16 protein-coding genes and 1 other RNA gene are annotated in these 15251 nt (G+C 45.2%); 14 read left to right on the forward strand and 3 right to left on the reverse strand.

The genetic code is table 11. The features are described 5' to 3' along the window. Positions 1–299 precede the first annotated feature (299 nt). The 8 genes from FLT43_RS18175 (at position 300) to FLT43_RS18210 (ending at position 8255) form a co-directional block, all read left to right on the forward strand. Positions 300–1115, forward strand: coding sequence for an MgtC/SapB family protein (locus FLT43_RS18175; RefSeq protein WP_087441477.1), 816 nt, complete (start codon positions 300–302; stop codon positions 1113–1115). Between the two features lie 481 nt (positions 1116–1596). After that, entirely contained in the window at positions 1597–2250 is a 654-nt protein-coding gene (locus FLT43_RS18180; RefSeq protein ID WP_087441478.1) for a response regulator transcription factor, read from the forward strand. Further along, entirely contained in the window at positions 2240–3346 is a 1107-nt protein-coding gene (locus FLT43_RS18185) for a sensor histidine kinase (RefSeq protein ID WP_087441479.1), read from the forward strand. Before FLT43_RS18180 ends, FLT43_RS18185 begins: the two co-directional genes overlap by 11 nt. A 127-nt stretch (positions 3347–3473) precedes the next feature. Next, positions 3474–5117, forward strand: coding sequence for a copper amine oxidase N-terminal domain-containing protein (locus FLT43_RS18190; RefSeq protein WP_087441480.1), 1644 nt, complete (start codon positions 3474–3476; stop codon positions 5115–5117). Between the two features lie 380 nt (positions 5118–5497). Further along, positions 5498–5971, forward strand: a complete 474-nt coding sequence (gene smpB, locus FLT43_RS18195) for an SsrA-binding protein SmpB (RefSeq protein WP_087441481.1) — start codon at positions 5498–5500, stop codon at positions 5969–5971. Between the two features lie 217 nt (positions 5972–6188). Then, positions 6189–6555: a transfer-messenger RNA gene (ssrA, locus tag FLT43_RS18200) on the forward strand. 254 nt (positions 6556–6809) lie between these two features. Continuing rightward, positions 6810–7247 (forward strand): MarR family winged helix-turn-helix transcriptional regulator, encoded by a 438-nt coding sequence (locus FLT43_RS18205; RefSeq protein ID WP_087441482.1) that lies wholly within the window; start codon positions 6810–6812, stop codon positions 7245–7247. A gap of 189 nt (positions 7248–7436) precedes the next feature. Further along, the gene (locus FLT43_RS18210; protein WP_087441483.1) at positions 7437–8255 is read left to right on the forward strand and encodes an arsenite methyltransferase; all 819 of its coding nucleotides are present in this window, start codon (positions 7437–7439) and stop codon (positions 8253–8255) included. 151 nt (positions 8256–8406) lie between these two features. Here FLT43_RS18210 and arsA read toward each other — a convergent pair whose 3' ends face one another. Both arsA and arsD read right to left on the reverse strand, forming a co-directional pair. Next, complete coding sequence (arsA, locus tag FLT43_RS18215; protein WP_087441484.1) at positions 8407–10155, reverse strand: arsenical pump-driving ATPase; 1749 nt, start codon at positions 10153–10155, stop codon at positions 8407–8409. A gap of 26 nt (positions 10156–10181) precedes the next feature. Further along, complete coding sequence (arsD, locus tag FLT43_RS18220; protein WP_087441485.1) at positions 10182–10574, reverse strand: arsenite efflux transporter metallochaperone ArsD; 393 nt, start codon at positions 10572–10574, stop codon at positions 10182–10184. Positions 10575–10719: 145 nt separating this feature from the next. On the opposite strand from arsD, the gene FLT43_RS18225 reads away from it, so the two are divergent. The 4 genes from FLT43_RS18225 (at position 10720) to FLT43_RS18240 (ending at position 13073) form a co-directional block, all read left to right on the forward strand. Next, entirely contained in the window at positions 10720–11040 is a 321-nt protein-coding gene (locus FLT43_RS18225; RefSeq protein WP_087441534.1) for an ArsR/SmtB family transcription factor, read from the forward strand. A gap of 19 nt (positions 11041–11059) precedes the next feature. Then, a complete protein-coding gene (arsB, locus tag FLT43_RS18230) occupies positions 11060–12112 on the forward strand; it encodes an ACR3 family arsenite efflux transporter (protein ID WP_164776453.1) in 1053 nt (350 codons plus the stop codon). A 4-nt stretch (positions 12113–12116) separates the two neighbouring features. After that, positions 12117–12536 (forward strand): arsenate reductase (thioredoxin), encoded by a 420-nt coding sequence (arsC, locus tag FLT43_RS18235; RefSeq protein ID WP_087441487.1) that lies wholly within the window; start codon positions 12117–12119, stop codon positions 12534–12536. A 255-nt stretch (positions 12537–12791) separates the two neighbouring features. Next, a complete protein-coding gene (locus tag FLT43_RS18240) occupies positions 12792–13073 on the forward strand; it encodes a pepsin/retropepsin-like aspartic protease family protein (protein ID WP_087441488.1) in 282 nt (93 codons plus the stop codon). 123 nt (positions 13074–13196) lie between these two features. On the opposite strand, the gene FLT43_RS18250 is transcribed toward FLT43_RS18240, so the two are convergent. After that, on the reverse strand, positions 13197–13664 hold the full coding sequence (locus FLT43_RS18250) for a hypothetical protein (protein ID WP_087441489.1): 468 nt from the start codon (positions 13662–13664) through the stop codon (positions 13197–13199). Between the two features lie 167 nt (positions 13665–13831). Between FLT43_RS18250 and FLT43_RS18255 the strand changes: the two genes are divergently transcribed. Continuing rightward, on the forward strand, positions 13832–14368 hold the full coding sequence (locus FLT43_RS18255) for a TetR/AcrR family transcriptional regulator (protein ID WP_087441490.1): 537 nt from the start codon (positions 13832–13834) through the stop codon (positions 14366–14368). A gap of 230 nt (positions 14369–14598) precedes the next feature. Next, entirely contained in the window at positions 14599–15246 is a 648-nt protein-coding gene (locus tag FLT43_RS18260; RefSeq protein ID WP_087441491.1) for a TetR/AcrR family transcriptional regulator, read from the forward strand. Positions 15247–15251 lie beyond the last annotated feature (5 nt).

Raw genomic sequence — 15251 nt, forward strand, 5'->3', positions numbered from 1 at the left:
GTTCCTTGGTTGATGAATCGGAAATAGATGCAGTTGCTGGTTATATGTTGAGGGCCTTCCGCTTATGCGGTCGGCCCTTGCTGCGTTATCTTGAGGTACTCTTGATTCGCCCCAGGCCCCTCAAATGCGCCAGTGTGGCTTGAATTGTCTGTTCGCCAGAGCCATGAGATGGTTAGGTATTGGACATTCTATTCTTATGGGTACCCACCTTCCCGAGTTATGAAAACGGTTAATCGGCATACATATGGTATAATGTACATATTGTTATTGTTGGGAGAGGAAGGGCAAGGTGATAGCAGATGACTCCTGCGGATATTTCTCTGGTTCATGTTGTGCTCCGTATGGTGCTGGCCGTCGTGCTGGGCGGCTTCATCGGTCTGGAGCGGGAGAAGCGAAGTCAGGCCGCCGGCCTGCGCACGCATATGCTGGTTAGTCTCGGGTCGGCGCTTGTCATGCTGATCTCAGTGTACGGATTTCCCGTTCTCGATGGGCAGGGCAAGGCGCAGGTCGATGTGGCCCGGATTGCGGCTCAGGTGGTCAGCGGTGTAGGGTTCCTCGGGGCGGGTACGATTATTCGGAACGGCACAAGCGTCAAAGGGCTAACGACGGCCGCTTCGCTGTGGGTCTCGGCTGCGATCGGGCTGGCGTGCGGTTCGGGCTTCATTACGGCCGCGCTGCTCGGCTGCGGGTTATCGCTGGTCGCCTTGTGGGTGTTGAATCAGTATGATATCAAAAACCGGGTCGCCCACCGCCTTCATCTGTTGGAGATTATCGCTGACGAACGGGAAGGCTGGCTGACCGCGATGACGAAGGAAGTCGAGGAGCAGGGCATGTCGGTGCGCAGCTTCCGCATGCATGCCGTGTCCGCTGCACGGAGCAAGAGCTGGACCCGATGGCTGCAGCCGGAGCGGGAAGAAGCAAGTGATTCTGAAGAGCCTGATGAGGCGGAAGGACGAGATGAGGATGAGCAAGACCCTGCGGATGAGGAGGCCGGTTCCGGCCGCTTTGTGCGCATCGAGCTGAAGGTATTGGCCGAGGACATGAAATCGATTGCCGCGTGCTCGGAGCTGCTTCTCGCGAAGGAAGGCGTCCGGGATGTGCGGCTTGTGTCCTAAGGGGATTGTTTCAGTTTACATGGGGCCATTATTTGTTCTACGTGTGTGGGAATTCGGGAATGGTGACGGTATCGGCTTGAGTCGGATGGGGCTTTTCGTATTATTAGGTCAGCCAGAATCTTCTGGCTGGCCTATTTTTGGAGGCATCTTATGATGGCGGTAGCCGGAAGAAAGATGGGGCTTTTAGGGGCGTAGACCTACTTGGCAGGCCGGGAGGTGAGACGTCTGCTCGTCAATCCACTTCTTTCTAAACGCACGAAGAGCTCGCAGCTTCGAAAGGTGAAAAGAGATGGGCCGATGCTTGGCATGTAGCTGACATGTTTTCTCATTCTTTCTCGGCATATTGCAAAAACATGGCTATTCCGGATTTTCATTTATCAATGCTGGAAACTGTCTTTAACTTATTTTTAACCTCCGGATGTTATTCTAAACAGTATAGAACAATTCTTAATCCATAAAAACATGTGCAAGGAGAAAGGTCATGAAGCTTCTAATTGTGGAGGATGAGGTAAACATTTTAAAGGCTCTAAAAAAAGGATTCACGAAGCTTGGCTATGCGGTTGATACGGCGGAGGACGGAGAACAAGCGCTTGCATTGTTTTATTCGAATATGTATGATCTCGTAGTGCTTGATCTAAACTTGCCAAGGATGGATGGAATTGAAGTCCTCGCCGAAATCAGAAGAGAAGACAAAACGATTCATATCATCATTTTATCGGCGCGCGGTGAAGTGAAGGATAAAATTGTCGGGCTCGATGTAGGCGCAAACGATTATCTTTCCAAACCGTTTCATTTTGCTGAGCTTGAAGCAAGGATAAGGGCGTTGCTTCGGAGAAAATTCGAGACAACCGACACCGTTATCGTGTGCAGCGATGTAAAGATTGATACGGCCACCAAAAAAGTGTTTGTAAAAGAAAATGCGGTTAATCTGTCCAGAAAAGAATACGCCATATTGGAATATCTGATGATGAACAAAGGCCGCATCGTCAGCAATGAAGAATTAATTGAGCATATTTGGGAAAGTCAGGCTGACACTTTTACAAATGCATTTAAGGTGCATATCCACGGTCTTCGAAAAAAACTGCCTGTGACCTTGATAAGGAATCTAAGAGGAGAAGGGTATTATGTGGAATAAAATTAATTTGAGATGCAGGCTAACCCTTCTAACTGCATTAATTTTGGGGGCCGTATGCGTTTGCTTGACTTATTTCTCAATCTTTAATGCCGGACTGGCCTTTTCAACTCCCTCCAATAATTCGCCGCGACTTCACTTTCCGCAGCAAGTTGATGAAGTGAAACCGGTTCCTTCACAAGGCAGCGACAATGTCTATTTTATCTACGAGAAGAACAAACGGAAATTCACCAATATAAGCATCCTGTATATGTGTGTGTTTATCGTGATAGGTACGGGATTGACCTATCTGATCGCAGGAAAAGTGTTAAAGCCGGTAACCGATCTGAGCAGGAACATTAGAGACATTGATGAAAATAATTTAACAACCAGAATTACGGCCAACCATAATGGCGACGAAGTTGCGAAGCTTACATCATCTTTCAATCATTTGCTTACACGACTTGAAAACGCCTTTGAGAGTCAAAGGAGATTCGCTCAGCATGCGGCACATGAGTTTAAAACACCGCTTGCTTCGATTATGGCCAATATTGAGGTTTTGCAGCTTGATAAAGACCCGAGCAAGGAAGAATACAAGGAAGTTATTGAAATTACAAAGGAAAGTACCGAAAAATTGATACAGCTTGTTTCGGAATTGCTCCAGCTTCATGTCTCTGTATGTGAAGAAAGCATGGTAAAAACCGACGCCTACGAGATGTTTGAAGCGATCTTTCACGAACTAGATCCCTCAATCAAACAAAAAAACATCCGAACATCAAATGATTGCCAATGTCTGATTTTAGGCATACCGGACTTGCTGTATCATGCGTTTTATAATCTCGTGGAGAATGCAGTCAAATACAACAAAGATGGGGGACAAATTAGGATTTCTTCCGATAAAAACAAAATCGTCATATCGGATACGGGGATCGGCATACCCGCTTCCTACATTCAGCATATTTTTGAACCTTTTTATTGCGTGGAGCCTTCCCGCTCGAGAAAACTCGGTGGCAGCGGTCTGGGATTATCGGTCGTTAAGGCTATAATCGAAAAGCATGATGGAAATATTCATATTGAAAGCAACATTGGGGCCGGAACCACGATAACTGTAGAAATATAATGGTTTTCCGAAAAAACATCTTGCCGTTTTCGGGGCAAGATGTTTTTTGCTTAACCGATACTTAACCATGAGTGCGTTATGATGATCTTGAAGCACCCCATATTTCGCAAAACGAGGAGGACCGCCATTGTATATTTTGCAAAAGGAACTAGGAGGAAGGTTAATGGGCTTTCTATCGAAAAAGAATGTACGATTCAACACGAGAAGACTTTTTGTGTCTGCTGTTATTGCACTATTGCTTGCAACGCCCATAACGGCAAAATCAGCGTATGCTTACAATGCAAGCCCAAATAACGAGTATCGTTTGTCCGTAAATAACATGGGTATCGAATCTGATGTGAACTCAATGATCATCCATAATCAACAATATATACCGTTGAGAGCTTTTTTTGAGAGCTTGGGGGCAGCCGTAGAATGGGATCAACAGAGCAGCTCCATCACAATAAAAAACGATAAAGCGGTAATCAGCACGAAGATAAACAGTACGTCATTTACGATGAACGATGTTGAAAAAGAGCTTGCATCGGCGCCTTTTCTTAAAGGCAATACGGCACTAATGCCAGTAAGCCTTATATCCGAACTATATACAGCCGACACGACGATCGACGAGAAGGATAAAAGGATCTCGATCGTCATTGAGCCGGAACCTGTAGATGCGACGGAAGCGATATTACATGCTTTTGAAAACTACCAGCTTGTTGCTCTGGGAGACGTCCATGGCCTCGATCAAGAACGGGATTTCATTATATCGCTTGTAACAAATCCGAAATTCACCGAAATGGTGCAGACCATTATTATCGAAACCGGGAATGCAAGGTACCAAGACTTGGTTGATCGATATATCAATGGCGCGGATGTCGATATGGAGGAGCTTAGAAAAGTATGGCGCGATCTTTCCGTTTCTGGGATGGGCCCCACGGATACGATGTCCAATGAGAAATTGTTCGAGGCCGTAAGGGCTGTTAACCAAAAGCTGCCCGCTTCAAAAAAACTCCGTATTGTTCTTGGAGATCCGCCCATTGATTGGAACCAAGTAAACACGAAAGAGGATTTGGATAAATGGCTATCGCAGCGGGACACCCATATGGCTGGGGTCGTAGAAGAGGAAATTTATAGAAACAATGCAAAGGGACTCGTCATTATTGGCAGCGGCCACTTGAGTCGCAATAAACCGGGCGGAGCTGGACAGGTCGTCCCTGAACCTCCCCAAGAAGGCGAGCAAGCGCAATTTTTCAAAGAAGTGCCGGATGACAAGAGTACGAATGCTCCCATTGCCGACAAGAAACAACCGATCCAAATCAATTCCAAATCTAAATCCATGTTGCAGCTTATCGACGAAAAACATCCAGGCACAACGTATGTCATCGCCGTTCATACAGGATTTGGAGCTAAGAATGATGAATTGGAGTCGAAACTTGAATCATGGGCAATCCCCTCCATTGCAGCCATAAAAGGAACATGGATAGGGGCGTTGGACAGCAGCTACGACTCGTTGGGGAGTGTCGTGTTTGGACCGGGGATGGGCGGTAAATCTGCGATTCCATTATCGGGCAAGATGAAGGAAGCGGACATAGAGGGCTACTTATATCTAGGGGAGATTCATTCCTTTACAATCACCCAGCCTTCGCCTGATATTTATAAAGATGATGCGTATTTTAACGAGTTGAATCGCAGGCATCTATTGACGAAAGGAACCCCGTTAGATCGTGAAAATTTATTGAAAGAAAAATCATCGAATTTCCTTGAGAACTATCGTACGAATCAGCCTTGAAAGCTGTGCGGTTCCTTCTCAACTCATTTAAAAAGTTACCGACAAGATAATGGTTCACTCACGTAATTTGTTACCCAGTGGAGGCTGTTACACAGCGTCTACTGGGTGCGCGTCGCCCCGGCGCGTTCATCCCAAGCATAAGGGACATCGGGACTTCTGCGTGGAGTTGGGCAAGCACGATGTAAGTCAACCGATGCTTCTTGAGTAAGATTTTAACTGAGTGATTACGTCGGCTTGAGTCGGATGGGGTTTTTTTGATACAATATAAGTCTAGTCCGATTGCTGTCTTGCCGGTATCTCGCCTACCTCACGGAATGGCTGCGACCGAGCGGGAATCAGGATTGGCACTTATTACTGTCGTGCGTTGGAGGTCGTCGATCATGGGGAAAAAGACCGATGGCAAGGTATTGGCTCAAAATAAAAAGGCGTCCCATGATTATTTCATTGAGGACACCTATGAGGCCGGCATGGTGCTTACGGGAACGGAGATCAAGTCGCTGCGGATGGGCAAGGCGAACATCGGGGATGCGTTCGCTACGATTCGGAACGGCGAAGTGTTCGTGCACAACATGCACATCAGCCCGTTCGAGCAGGGCAACCGGTTCAATCCGGTGGATCCGACCCGGGCGCGCAAGCTGCTGCTTCATAAGGAGCAGATCAGCAAGCTGATCGGCTTGTCGAAGCAGGAAGGCTATACGCTGGTGCCGCTCAAGATCTACGTGCGCAACGGCTATGCGAAGCTGCTGATTGGCCTGGGACGCGGGAAGAAGAATTACGACAAGCGCGAAGCGGCCGCCAAGCGCGATGCGCAGCGCGAGATTCAGCGGGCCCTGCGGGAGAAGCAGAAGTATTAAGCGGTGTCGGCGCTGTGGACACTATCCAGTCTTCTCCCTCCTTGGCAAGAAGTGAATACACATTGTGGCCAGATTTATGGTATACTAAATACATCGGCCGTATCGGCTTCAGGTGGAGCTGGCCGGACGATGGAATGCAATGCACCGATGTCTCGACATCTTAATCCGAGACGGACTACCCCTTGGGGTGGAGCCTAATCTGCTTCGCTTCGACTATGGGGGCGTTCTTGGATTCGACGGGGATAGTTCGAGCATGGGTAGCGGGTAGTGGGGACGCGTCCGCTTCATCAACGCTAACGCCAAATTTAAACGGCAAACAACAAACTTCTTACGCTTTAGCAGCTTAATAACCTGCTAGCGTGCTTCTACCCTGCATCGCCCATGTGCCGGGATAGGGGCTCAACTTCAGTGGGATACGCCGCGTAGTCTCCGCCTGGGGCTAACGGAAGAAGACAATCAGGCTGACCTGTGAGAAAGCCGGTTACAGGGCGCTCCCGCAGGTGACATCAAAACTGTGACTACACCCGTAGAAGCCTGTGTGGCGTTATCTTCGGACAGGGGTTCGAATCCCCTCGCCTCCACCATGAAAAACCCGACCGCGTGAGGTCGGGTTTTTGTTTGAACAAAAAAGCTATCCCGCCCGTATGACTGCCACTATGATGGGAAATAAATACTTGCAAAATGCAAATTATATAATTATAATTCAAATTATTATAAGTGAATTATTCGCATGTTTTTATGTTATATAGTACTTTTATTAGTCTGTTATAAGTTAGACTAACTTATAAAATGATTGTAATTTGCAAATTTATATTGAAAATAATGGAGACTAAACAAGATGCACAACTTGCGTGATATGTTTCAACTTATGACGAGAAGATTCGGGTTACTAAATAAAGTCTGCTGTAGTGCAGGTGGATTTGATATTTCACCTATTCAGAGCCATATTTTGTATGAGATTGATAAACAGCATAATCCTTCTATGCAGATGGTTGCTGAGGCTTTGGGAACAGATATTACGACATTTAGCCGCCAAATCCAAACTTTGATTAAGATGGGGTTGGTGCGAAAAGAAGCAGACGTAAGCGATAGACGTGTATATATTTTATCTCTAACAACAGAAGGTGGCTTCGTTGCGGGATATATCGATCAACAAATGAATGCATATTTATCTGAAGTTTTCTCCCATATGAATGAATTTGAGCGTCAAACCGTGATTCGCTCCATTCAATTGTTAAATGAATGTATGGCCAAGTCTAAAACATGCTGTTCGTAATAAGATTTGTTTTCATAAGATTGTCCTATTTACTTTTGAAGATAATCAACAGGGGCAAAAGTTGTATCAGAAGTCTGGTTATCGAACTGTCGGCGTCATGGAAAAGCAAGGAATCATGGGTGGAGATTATAAGGATGTCATGATAATGGAGAAAATCCTAAGCTAAAACTCTATTGTGGAGGGGACATAATGGAATCACAACAAAAGGATCAAGTTCGCCAGGCGGTACGCAGCCACTATAAAAAAGTTGTAGTTCAGGAGCAAGAACAAACAAGTTGCTGCGCTCCTAAAACAAGCAGCTCCTGTTGCGGTGGAAATGAAGTACATGACCAAGCGTCAGCTCAGATGGGTTATTCCAGTGATGAATTATCGTCTGTTCCTGCAGGAGCAAACTTAGGGCTGGGCTGTGGCAATCCTCAAGGTATCGCCTCACTGAAATCAGGTGAAGTTGTATTGGATCTTGGTAGCGGCGCTGGATTCGACTGCTTCCTGGCATCGAAGCAGGTAGGGGATGAGGGGCAAGTTATAGGCGTAGACATGACTCCAGAGATGGTGAGCAAGGCACGGAAACTGGCATCGCAAGGAAACATAAATAATACGGAATTTAGATTAGGAGAAATTGAGCATTTGCCGATTGCTGATCAAAGTGTGGATGTAATCATTTCAAACTGTGTCATCAATCTATCCCCAGATAAACAGCAAGTATTCCATGAATCGTATCGGGTGTTGAAAGACGGCGGTCGATTGGCCATATCCGACATTGTGACGACGGCCACACTGCCAGAAGAGATCCTTCAAAATATGGATGCATACTCCTGCTGTATATCAGGTGCATCTTCGGCTGAAGAGATTCAGAAGATGCTTATTGCTAGCGGCTTTACGGATATTCGCATTGAGCCAAAGGATGAATCCCGAACTTTTATCAAAGACTGGGTACCAGGATCCAGTGTAGAGGATTATATTGTGTCTGCGACCATACAAGCTGACAAACCTCAAACTTGTAACTAAATAACGGTAGACTTCCGAAGTATCACTACAAAAAAAGATGCGCCTTATCATGAAGGAGCATCTTTTCATTTGGTCTATGAATAGTTTCGTTGCAGAGCTGTCATTTGCTCAGGCTTGATGGCAACTCTCCTTATCCATCTTCACGTGAATTTTATACAAGCCGAAGGAGAGCTTCTCCTCTAGGCGCTTCCTCTTGCCAAGACACAAGGGTCATTTCCTTAGAAACTAATTTTACTCTTTGGATCCATTCCGTTTCATTTCTTTCCCGTTGACGAAGGATGGGATCGTGTGTAGGAATGCCCTGCCAGCTCTGATTCACCACCCACCAGGAAGGAGTAATCGACGCTCTTAACAAATCTTGCTGCAGACGTTCTGCCTCCAGCACGGGAGTTGCATCTGGAAGTGTCACGATAACAACGGAGGTCTCCTCTCCATTCCGTAAACGGGGAAGCAACAGACGTACCTCCTCCGGAATATCGCCGCTTGAGCGATTGGCCTCTCGATGGTAGGCTTCAGCAGCATCCAGAAGCATCAATGTATGACCTGTAGGGGCTGTATCCAGAACGACGAATCCATCGTTTATCTGATCTATGGTACGGGCAAAAGCACGGAATACGGCGATTTCCTCTGTGCATGGGGAATTCAAGTCTTCCTGCAGCAGCTCAAGCTCATCAGGAGACAGATGCTGATTTTCAGCCATGATTCCATCCACATAAGCTTGGGTTTCAGCCTTGGGATCAATGCGGCTAACTGTTACGCGATCGATTGTAAAATCATCACCAAGGGTAAATGTCAGATGCGCTGCTGGGTCTGTAGTCGACAAATGAACTTGGTGTCCCATACGGGCTAATCCAACAGCGAGAGCTGCGGCAACCGTTGTTTTGCCCACGCCGCCTTTCCCCATAGTCAGTATGACACCCGATTTCTTATTTTCCCATTGCTTTAACAGAGGTGACAGCCCTACCGCCTCTATAGGAAAAGGGTTATTAACTGGAACTGATAGCTCAGCCGTTTCAGTGTCCATGAGTAGATGACGAAGATGATCAATTCCTGTCATGGTCATTGGTTTCAAGTAAACCTCATAATGAGGCAAGGATCGAAGCGCGTGTGACATCCCTTCCAGGGCTTCGTGTTGTAGAGATGCATAACGGGCAGCATAAGGATCTTCTCCATCTGTCTTCAATACTCCATTAATAATAAGATGCTGATTCAAGAGCCCCAGTTCCTTTAACTCTCCTGAAGCACGATCAGCTTCATCCAATGAAGCTTGATCCGGACGAGCAACTAGATACAGGGCGGTTCGCTCTGCGCTTGACAGTTCTAAGACCGCGTGGGAGTATAGCTCCTTCTTAGCTTGGAGACCAGAAAGTGGGCCAAGGCAGGAAGCTCCGTGACGGCTTGTGTCTATATGATGATCCCAGGCCTTCGGTAGTTGAAGGAGACGAAGCGTATGTCCTGTTGGAGCGGTGTCAAAAATAATATGGTCAAACTTCCGATTCTCATCCGTGTCGGCAAGCAATCTCGTAAACTCATCGAAGGCTGCAATCTCAACCGTACAGGCCCCAGATAACTGCTCCTCGATCTGTGCAACTGCAGAGTCAGGCAATATACCACGGTAAGGGGCAACGACTTGCTCACGATAAGCCTTAGCTGCTAGTTCCGGGTCAATATTGATTCCAAACAAATGAGGAACTGCCGGAATGGATGTGGGTTGTTGACCAAGTGTCGTTTCCAGAACATCATCCAAGTTGGATGCAGGGTCCGTGCTGACTAGGAGAACGTTACGACCTCCACTTGCAAGTGTAATTGCGGTAGCAGCCGCAACCGACGTTTTGCCGACGCCACCTTTCCCTGTAAAGAATAGAAATCGTTGTTGTATGGAAAGCGGAGCGTATTTCATTAGATTTGTCCTCCTTTTGATGTGAATCAACAACAGCCGCTACCGGGTTCGCAGCAATCCTTAGATCCAGTTTTGATTGTAAAGTTTAATGGCTTCTTTCCGATTGAATGGATTTTGGAAGAGCCCCACTCTTCAAGCTCTTGATTGGTAGGATAACACTGCTTCTTTCGTATTTCTCCATTAACGAGAGTAACGGGAAGAATTTCCGGACCATGCTGCTGCAGGAGTGAGGAAATCGTTGTATTGGAAACGAAATGGTCTACATCTTGAGACAGGTTATAACGATGGATATCAATATTTTGTTTTTTCAATTGTTCAATCGCATTAGCGACCTGAATAAGTGCAGGGTCAACACTCGGTCCACAGACTCCCGTTGAACAGCATAAGGCAGGGTCAAAGATTTCAATTTTGACGCTCATAATGGTTACCTCCAGTTTATATAATAAAGTGAACTATAAATTAACCATATAAGCATTTAATTATAAAGTCAATAACTACATAATCACTTGATTATATTATTGTTTGCTTATATAATGATGACGAACCAAAGGGGGAATGATGATTATGGTGACAATCGACATGATGGCAGATCAATTTAAATTATTGGGCGATAAGACACGTTTAAATATTATTTCTATTTTATTGCGCCAAGAGGCCTGTGTATGTCATCTGGTCGAGATCTTAAAGACGACGCAGCCGAATATTAGCCAGCACTTGAGGAAGCTAAAAGATGGGGGGATCGTGAGAGAGGAGCGCAGAGGGCAATGGATCTACTACTCACTTGCTATCGAGGATAAGCCTTATATTCAAGAAGCCCTAGCTCATTTGCCAGCGTTAGGAGAAGAGGCAGTAGCTATTCTTGGTGGCTTGCCGTGTAAAGATTGATAAGGAGAGGAGATTGGACGTGAGTCAGACAAATAACCGATTATCTTTTCTGGATCGATACTTAACATTATGGATCTTTGCTGCAATGGTCATTGGTATCCTGTTGGGGAGCTTATCTCCAATCATATCCAAAACATTGACCGAGATGCAGGTCGGTACGACTTCAATTCCGATTGCGATCGGGTTGATCATCATGATGTATCCGCCACTTGCGAAAGTTCGTTATGAGAAGCTTGGCCGTGTATTTAAGGATTGGAAAGTACTGCTCGTATCTTTATTTCAGAACTGGGTGATTGGCCCGATTCTCATGTTTGTCCTTGCCATCCTGTTCCTAAGCGATCTTCCGGAATACATGATAGGTCTTATTATGATTGGTCTGGCTCGTTGTATCGCGATGGTGCTTGTATGGAGCGATCTTGCGAAGGGTGATCCAGATTATACGGCAGGTCTTGTGGCATTCAACTCGATCTTCCAGATCCTGTTTTATTCTGTGTTTGCTTACATCTTCATTACGGTTTTGCCTGAATGGTTCGGCATTCAGGGTGTGGAAGTAAACATTACAATGGGACAGATTGCAGAGAGTGTGCTCATTTACTTAGGGATTCCTTTTGTTGCAGGCTTCCTGACGCGATTTATTCTTATTCGGGCCAAAGGGGAACCGTGGTATGTTCAGAAGTTTATCCCGAAGATTAGCCCGTTAACCTTAGTGGCATTGCTCTTCACGATTATTCTGATGTTTTCGTTGAAGGCCGATATGATTGTAAGTCTTCCTTGGGATGTTGTTCGTATTGCAATCCCGCTGATTATTTATTTTGTCCTTATGTTCATTGTTTCTTTCTTTTTATCGAAGAAAACAGGGGCTAGTTACCAAGTATGCACCTCACTTTCATTTACGGCAGCGAGTAATAATTTTGAGCTTGCGATCGCAGTAGCCATCGGTGTGTTCGGAATTCACTCAGGGGCAGCGTTTGCTGCTGTGATTGGCCCTCTCGTTGAGGTGCCAGTATTAATTGGGTTAGTATCCGTCGCACGATGGATAGAGAGAAAATATTTTCTGAAACAGGAGTCGTGAAAAAATGACGAAACCACTTGTTTATTTCCTATGTACAGGTAACTCTTGCCGAAGCCAGATGGCTGATGCATGGTTGAAACACCTTGGCGGAGAACGTTATGAAGTATTGAGTGCAGGACTTGAAGCTCATGGATTAAATCCAAGAGCCGTTCAAGTCATGCAGGAATCAGGGATTGATATCACGGGGCATACTTCCGATGTTATTGATCCGGAGATATTGAATCGCGCTACGTATGTGATCACGTTATGCGGACATGCGGATGAACATTGCCCCATGATCTCAAATCCGAATGTGATTAAATGGCATTGGGGATTTGATGATCCAGCCCAGGCTACAGGCACAGAAGATGAGATTATGAAGCAATTCCGATCCGTTCGTGATGAAATACAAGATCGTATAGAGCAATTCTTGAAAGAAAAATAATGATAATAAAAGGGGGGATCCCCCTTTTTTGTTTGTATATTTAATCCTCTGGAACCACTGATTGCGGGGGAACAGCAACATCTCCGATGCCAGATGGACTATTTTCATTTGAATGCACTTCGATCGAAGTTTATTTGAACAGAATCAATAGATAGCGGATATTTCCAGTTAACGTATATATTTATCCGTTAATCAGATTGATTATGGCTGTAATTGATTCCTTTGCCGATTCTGTCGAAGCATTAAAGAGGTACAGTGAGTAGCGCACCATTTAATGCTGACGTCGTAAGGGAAATAGGCATGGTTCCTGAAAAACAGGATATCGTGGATATAATGGGAGGCGTAGGTGGTGTAGAATATGTTTACACAAAATACGTTGACGCGATTAAGATTGGACAAGTTGTTGTTAACAATTATAAAATTGAAATAGAAAGCATGGATTATGGGATGGAAATACACGGTATAATAGGTTCTGACCTCTTAAAGGAAGTAGGGGCTAAGATAGATACCAAAGCTATGAAAATAACGGTGGGGTAGCCACCCGGTAATAGGTAGACGTCTCCTTCAACAGTAACTTCGGACAGGGGTTCGAATCCCCTCGCCTCCACCATGAAAAGCCCGACCTCATACGGTTCGGGCTTTTGTTATGTCTGAAATTTTCTATCTTAACACACCACGCTTGTTCATTGATCTGCAATAGATGAAAAGTCCAAATGTCGTAATTAGTATTCCTATATCAAAGAGGGATATCCAAGGGCCAAGTGTATTCCAACGATCCATAAATGCAAATGTAATAAACTCTTGGCACAAGATAGAAACGGAAGATATGAGCGATACCTGCACGGCCAAGCGGGAGCGGATTAAAAGCAAAATTGGTGCAATCAATCCGGAAAAAACATTGATTGTCCAGAATATTAAAGGTAACATAGGATAATTCGTGAAATATACGAATACAGCCTCTCCGTAATTTTTAGCACTGTAATAGGCTTCATTATGTCCCCGCATCATAAAGTAATCGTAAATCCCGTTTGTATAAAGGAAAATAAAGAATAATCCAATGAACCAAAGATGCCACGGTGTCCTAATCCGTTGTACAGAAGTCTCAATTTTTGCATTTCTCATTTCCATAGGTGCCTCCTTTTTTCAGGCTGCAGCCATTGTGAATGTTCACAATTGATTAATCAAGTATAGTATAGAGCTGCGAATACTTTAATACAATACTTTCCAGATAAGTGCTACATTCACTTCTAATTTGTGACAGAATCTACAGGCAAATTTGTGATAGGAGGACAAATATGAGAAAAGGTCAAACGCATCCTTCATCAATTCTTTCAAAAAATATGCTTGCACAAGGGCTGGTTGAACTTTTGCGAGAAAAAGATTATACAGATATTACGATTACAAAGTTATGTGACCGCGCACAAATTGCAAGAAGGACGTTTTATCGCAACTTTGAAACAATTGAGGATGTTCTAGCCTATTATATTAGCGGTATTATGGATCAGTTTGGGAAATCACTACAAGATCACGCCTGTCATGATTTCAAAGCTGTTGTCGTTGCATATTTTAACTTCTGGGAAAAACATACTTGGTTCTTGCTATTATTGAGTAAAAATAATCTAATACATATTGTTTTCACTCAGTATATTCAATGTCTACATCAGTTTCCGAATATCTTTTGGCAAAACGATCGTGTTCATCTTGATGAAAGTAACTTTGCCTTTGGACTAGCATATACGTCCGGAGGCTTATGGAGCATGCTAACTTATTGGATTTCTTCCGGATGTGAGCAGACTCCCAATGAACTTGCAGACATTATCTGTAATGGCTAAAGACAACTAATAAGGCTAACCCGAAGGGAATCCGCTAACGGGGAGTCTCTAGGGTGACACATCAAAACCGTGACTACATCTGAGGGCGACTCCCCCTCGCATCCACCATGAAATTGGCATGTTTTATATGACTTTTCTTTGACGAGAGGCAGAACTCTCTTGACATCACAACATAGCATGGTACTATTAATCGACAGGCAGTCGGTCGTTTGTAATTAGGAGGTACAAAAATGAGAGTTGTAAAAAAAGCGGATGAACGCAGGAACGAAATACTTGACGCGGCGGATGAGCTTTTCGGCCAGAAGGGCTTTGACGGCACAAGTACTAACGATATTCTCGAAAGGGTCGGAATTGCGCGGGGAACCTTGTATCATCACTTCAAGTCGAAGGAGGATATTATGGATGCGCTGATTGAGCGGTATAGTGTCCGTCTTTTAGGTGCGGCGCAGGAAAGTGCCGCAGACAAGAGCATACCCGTTGTCGAGCGCATTATCCGCGTTGTTATGGCACTGAACATAAGCAGCGGAAGCAGCAGCAAGGAAATTATGGAGCACATTCATAAGCCGCAGAACGCGCTTATGCATCAGAAAATTCAAAGGGTCATCATCAACGGCGTTACACCGATACTGACGGGAATCATCCGCGAGGGCATTGAGCAGGGGCTCTTCAGCACGCCGTTCCCGTATGAATGCATGGAAATGGTTGTGACCTATGCGAATACCGTTTTTGATGATGATATGGTTCAAATGACGAACGAAGAGCGCGCTTCACGCATGCAGGCGTTTGTGTTCAACGCAGAAAGGCTGCTCGGTGCCCAAAGCGGAAGTCTTATGAACGTGATGCACGGGAAAGGCATCGGCCATGGCACTCGTAACTGAAACCG

It is taken from the genome of Paenibacillus thiaminolyticus, assembly GCF_007066085.1.
GTDB classification, from domain to species: Bacteria; Bacillota; Bacilli; order Paenibacillales; family Paenibacillaceae; genus Paenibacillus_B; species Paenibacillus_B thiaminolyticus.

Excerpts from the sequence above, each read along its gene's own strand:
- FLT43_RS18175 (WP_087441477.1), top strand. The coding sequence starts at position 300 with ATGACTCCTGCGGATATTTCTCTGGTTCATGTTGTGCTCCGTATGGTG.
- FLT43_RS18180 (WP_087441478.1), top strand. The coding sequence starts at position 1,597 with ATGAAGCTTCTAATTGTGGAGGATGAGGTAAACATTTTAAAGGCTCTA.
- FLT43_RS18185 (WP_087441479.1), top strand. The coding sequence starts at position 2,240 with ATGTGGAATAAAATTAATTTGAGATGCAGGCTAACCCTTCTAACTGCA.
- smpB (WP_087441481.1), top strand. The coding sequence starts at position 5,498 with ATGGGGAAAAAGACCGATGGCAAGGTATTGGCTCAAAATAAAAAGGCG.
- FLT43_RS18205 (WP_087441482.1), top strand. The coding sequence starts at position 6,810 with ATGCACAACTTGCGTGATATGTTTCAACTTATGACGAGAAGATTCGGG.
- FLT43_RS18210 (WP_087441483.1), top strand. The coding sequence starts at position 7,437 with ATGGAATCACAACAAAAGGATCAAGTTCGCCAGGCGGTACGCAGCCAC.
- arsA (WP_087441484.1), bottom strand. The coding sequence starts at position 10,155 with ATGAAATACGCTCCGCTTTCCATACAACAACGATTTCTATTCTTTACA.
- arsD (WP_087441485.1), bottom strand. The coding sequence starts at position 10,574 with ATGAGCGTCAAAATTGAAATCTTTGACCCTGCCTTATGCTGTTCAACG.
- FLT43_RS18225 (WP_087441534.1), top strand. The coding sequence starts at position 10,720 with ATGGTGACAATCGACATGATGGCAGATCAATTTAAATTATTGGGCGAT.
- arsC (WP_087441487.1), top strand. The coding sequence starts at position 12,117 with ATGACGAAACCACTTGTTTATTTCCTATGTACAGGTAACTCTTGCCGA.
- FLT43_RS18250 (WP_087441489.1), bottom strand. The coding sequence starts at position 13,664 with ATGGAAATGAGAAATGCAAAAATTGAGACTTCTGTACAACGGATTAGG.
- FLT43_RS18255 (WP_087441490.1), top strand. The coding sequence starts at position 13,832 with ATGAGAAAAGGTCAAACGCATCCTTCATCAATTCTTTCAAAAAATATG.
- FLT43_RS18260 (WP_087441491.1), top strand. The coding sequence starts at position 14,599 with ATGAGAGTTGTAAAAAAAGCGGATGAACGCAGGAACGAAATACTTGAC.